The sequence below is a fragment of the Streptosporangium sp. NPDC002544 genome (assembly GCF_040295965.1).
Classification (GTDB): Bacteria; Actinomycetota; Actinomycetes; order Streptosporangiales; family Streptosporangiaceae; genus Streptosporangium.
The window spans coordinates 604386-608812 of sequence record NZ_JBEOWJ010000001.1 but is presented as its reverse complement, the minus strand read 5'-3'; the positions used below and the strand labels follow the sequence as shown (position 1 = coordinate 608812).

General features: G+C 66.1%; 4 protein-coding genes. All 4 read right to left on the bottom strand.

Features of this window, described 5'->3' with window-relative positions; genetic code table 11:
* The coding region (gene fxsT, locus ABT061_RS02845) for an FxSxx-COOH system tetratricopeptide repeat protein (RefSeq protein ID WP_350911952.1) at positions 1-2118 on the bottom strand (2118 nt) is incomplete at its 3' end.
* A gap of 88 nt (positions 2119-2206) precedes the next feature.
* Positions 2207-2632, bottom strand: a complete 426-nt coding sequence (locus tag ABT061_RS02840) for a hypothetical protein (protein ID WP_350911950.1) — start codon at positions 2630-2632, stop codon at positions 2207-2209.
* Between the two features lie 479 nt (positions 2633-3111).
* Positions 3112-3762 carry an HAD family hydrolase gene (locus ABT061_RS02835; RefSeq protein ID WP_350911948.1) on the bottom strand — a complete coding sequence of 217 codons (651 nt, stop codon included), beginning with the start codon at positions 3760-3762 and terminating at the stop codon, positions 3112-3114.
* Between the two features lie 169 nt (positions 3763-3931).
* On the bottom strand, positions 3932-4427 hold a 496-nt coding region (locus ABT061_RS02830; protein ID WP_350911946.1), incomplete at its 5' end, for a tetratricopeptide repeat protein.

The window sequence follows — 4427 nt, the reverse complement described above, 5'->3', positions numbered from 1 at the left end:
CAACGGCACCGCCTCACCAGGCCGACCCAGATCACGAAAGCTGGAGGCGAGGTTCCCCAGTCGGATCGCGACGTCGGGGTGGTCGGGGCCATAGGTGGCCTCGGTGATGGCCAACGCCCGCTGCTCCAACGGCACCGCCTCACCAGGCCGACCCAGAGCGCGAAAGCTGGAGGCGAGGTTTCCCAGTCTGGTCGCGACGTCGGGGTGGTCGGGGCCGTGGGCAGCCTCGGCGATGGCCAACGCCCGCTGCTCCAACGGCACCGCCTCACCAGGCCGGCCCAGAGCGCTAAAGCTGGAGGCGAGGTTTCCCAGTCTGGTCGCGACGTCGGGGTGGTCGGGGCCATAGGTGGCCTCGGCGATGGCCAACGCCCGCTGCTCCAACGGCACCGCCTCACCAGGCCGACCCAGATCACAGAAACTAGCGGCGAGGTTTCCCAATCCGATCGCTACGAAAGGGTGGTCAGGGCCATAAGCAGCCTCGGTGATGGCCAACGCCCTCTCAAACAGCGGCACCGCCTCACCAGGCCGGCCCAGATCACGGAAGTTGGAGGCGAGGTTTCCCAATCCGATCGCGACGGTGGGGTGGTCGGGGCCGTGGGCGGCCTCGGTGATGGCCAACGCCCTCTCAAACAGCGGCATCGCCTCACCAGGCCGGCCCAGGTCACGGAAACTAGCGGCGAGGTTTCCCAATCCGATCGCTACGAAAGGGTGGTCAGGGCCATAAGCAGCCTCGGCGATAGCTGATGCTCGGCTGGCGAGGTGATGGGCTCGTTGAGGTTGGCCCTGTGCCAAGGCAAAGAGCGTGGCGTAGTTAAGGACCTCGCCGAGGGTTCGTGGTTCGCCTCCCTGCCGGTGGCAGGAAGTAAGGGCATCGATGTGGGGCATGAGGTCGCGCCACGCGGGCCAGCCGTCGACGTTGGAGCTCGGATCGGGAGGGAGCGCTTGTTCTAACCAGGTCAGGGCGCTTTGCCGGGCGGCGTGCTGTCGAGGATCGTCGTAGTCCAGGCCGTTGCGGATCACCGAGTGGAAGAGCCGGTGCATGCTGATCGTCTCGGCGTCGTCCAACCCCACGCGGGTGATCATGCTGTACGAGGCCAGCACCCCCAACGCCTCTTCCCAGTCACCCTCCTCAGCGTCGATCTCCTGATCACCTGGCGAGTGGTCGCCGAGCAGAGTCCGAGGAACATCATCGGGGGCGTAGCAGGCCAGCACTCGCAGTAGATGTTCACTGGCCAGGCCATCGATGCGGTCTCGTTCCCGCAATGCTTGCAGGTGTCGTTGCCACAGCCTGGTCATGATCCGCTCAGCGTCACCGCCGTGTGGAAAGCGAGCGTGCGTCTTGGCTGGCTGGTCTCGTAGCTGCCGCAGGTAGCGGGCGGGGCTGCGGCGTTGCTGGTGCATGTAGGCCGCCGCCTGCTCCAACGCCAGCGGCAAATACCCCAGCTCAGCCGCGATGACCTCCAGATCGGCCACCTCGCGCGGCCCGACCGGCTGGGACTGCTCGATGATCCCTCGCATCAACTCCAACGCGGACTGCTTGCCCAGCACCGGTAGGGGGAGCGTGGCCAGGTTCGGCCAGTAGACATCGCGCCGGGTGGTGATCACCACATGCCCGGCAGACAACCGATCCAGACACTCACGCACGTCGCCGGGATCCTCGACGTTGTCCAGCACCACCAGCCACCCGGGATGGGCCTGCAACCACTCCAACGCCCACCCGGCAGCCCGTGCGGCATCCCCCACCAAGGCGACCGGTGGATGAATCGCCGCCGCCAGCCCGGCCAGCCCCTGCTGCAGGTTCTGCGGGGAATCAGCGGTGATCCACCACGCCACCGGATACCGGTCCTGATGAGCATGGGCGTAATGGCGTACCAGCTCCGACTTGCCGACCCCGCCCATACCGTGCACCACCTGGCGCACCACCACCGGCACACCCTCACCGGCCAGCACCCCTCGCAACCGCTCCAGTTCCTGCGTGCGCCCTACGAACTGCCAGGAACGCGGCGCCTCCAACCGGCGTACCGGCTCCTGCGAGAACACGTGCACCTGACGAGCCGGCAGCAAACTGCCCGCCTCCAGCCGCGGCGCGTAGATCGGGGAGTCGTTGCCCGTGGTCATCGGAGCGGTGATGTCACGACCGGCTGCCACCGCCCGCTCCCCGGGAACAGAAACCCTAGACTCCGGTACCGGGGAGGTGTCCATCACGTCAGGTGGGGTCAATAGGGGAGTTGTCTCCCGTGCTCACCGGAGCGGTGATGTCACGACCGGCTGCCACCGCCCGCGACCCCGATGCGATCACCGTCGTACTCCCGCTTCGGCCGGTGGCGGCATCCGCCTGCTCGCACATGGCCCGCACCTGCGCGGCCAGTACCGGATCGGCCTTCAGCAGCTTGCCGATGTGCACGCGCAACACCGCCTGCAGGTCCGCGTTCTTCGGCTCGGCCACCAGTTCGGCCACCACCTCGGGCAACTCCTCTTCGGCGGCCGTCACTCCGAAGATGCGCTGCAGCAGCTTGCGTCCCCATCCCACCGTCGTGTCGGCGGCCTCCTCGTTGGCCCTGGCCAGCACCGCGCCACCATAGGCGCTCACTGCCGCCGTCACATACGGCGACAGATCATTGGCCAAGCTCACCAGATCCCCGCTCATCCTTCAGCCCTTCCCCAGACGAACGACGCCCCCCCGACGGCACGCACCCGGCACACCTCATCGTTGAGGACTCTAATCATCCAGCCCCGATCAATGCGCACAAAGCGTCGACTTTGATCCACCCTGCGCCATCCAGCGGCAAGGCCCGCCGAAGAAAGACCGCGACATGGATAGGCAACACAAGTGGCGCCATCCGCAACAGCCAAAGAACCGCGCCGCGGCTAACCTAGCTGGCTGACACGCCGCCTTCCGGCCGACAAGCCGCATCAAGGGCTTTCAGCCCTAGACCTCTTCATTACGAGTTAAGGGACGATCGTCCAGGACCGTCCACCGCTATCTCCTCTGCCTGATCGGACGGGGTCGGCAGCGTCCAGAAGTCCAGGCGTGTCCAGGGTCGTCCAGGACCGGTGTTAGCATCCGCGTTAGCAAGATCACCATTCGCGTTGTCCAGAGGCTTGCACCGGCTACCGCTCCGCTTGCAGGATCTCCATCGCCTGGAGTACGTCAGTAACGACATAATCCGCGTCATGCTCATGCCCCGGCCACGTACCCCGGTCGATCCAGACGGTTCGCAGGCCCGCGGCCTGTCCCCCGCCGATATCTGCGACAAGGTGATCACCGACCATCCATCCCCCGTCTGCGAGATCCGCACCGCAGCGCCTGGCGGCGATCTCGAACAGGCCGGTGTCGGGCTTGCGGATGCCCTCGATTCCCGAAAGCGCGTAGGCGTCCACGGCCTCGGCCAGCCCGGTGCGCTGGATCTTGCCGAGCTGATTGTCCGCCGTCCCGTTGGTGACGATCCCCACTCGCCAGCCCGACGTGCGAAGCCGTGACAGTCCGTCCATCACTTCGGGTCGGCAGCGGACGAGGTAGGGCATCCGCTGGCGATAGCGGCTCCACAGCTCGTCGACCGGCTCGGGTAGGGCGAAACGGTCGCGGACCTTGTTGAAGAAGACCTCGCGGTGCGGGTAGCCGGCCTGGTCGAGAGCGATCAGCCAATCAACCGCTTCGCGGCCTAAATCATGCGCCTCGACGAACTCCCCAGCCCACGCCTGGAAAGCCGCGTCCAGGTTGACGAGGGTGTTGTCCAGATCGAAAAGCGCAAGCCGTTGCACGACGACACCCTACGCAGGACCGTCGCCACAAGCTTGAGTGCCTGTTTGCAAACAGGAGCCAGCCACGACGTAGAGGGCTCCTCGCCCTGGTCACATGGCAGATGCGGTCTGGTGGCATGTGATCGTGTGAGGCGGTGTTGCTGTATCCGGCTGCTGTACGAGCTACAAATCACTCCAATACCTGGGATTCCTCCAACCGCCCCAGATCCCTCAGCACACTCGCCAGATTGTTCCGGCTGGACAGCGTGTGCGGGTGCTCCTCACCCAGCACCCGACGGCAGATCTCCAGCACCGCCCGATGCTCAGCCACGGCCTCGGCCAACCGCCCCAGATCCCTCAGCACACCCGCCAGATTGTTCCGGCTGGACAGCGTGTCTGGGTGCTCCTCACCCAGCACCCGACGGCAGATCTCCAGCACCGCCCGATGCTCAGCCACGGCCTCGGCCAACCGCCCCAGATCCCTCAGCACACTCGCCAGATTGTTCCGGCTGGACAGCGTGTCTGGGTGCTCCTCACCCAGCACCCGACGCCGCACCTCCAGCACCGCCCGATGCTCAGCCTCAGCCTCAGCCAACCGCCCCAGATCCCTCAGCACACTCGCCAGATTGTTCCGGCTGGACAGCGTGTCTGGGTGCTCCTCACCCAGCACCCGACGCCGCACCTCC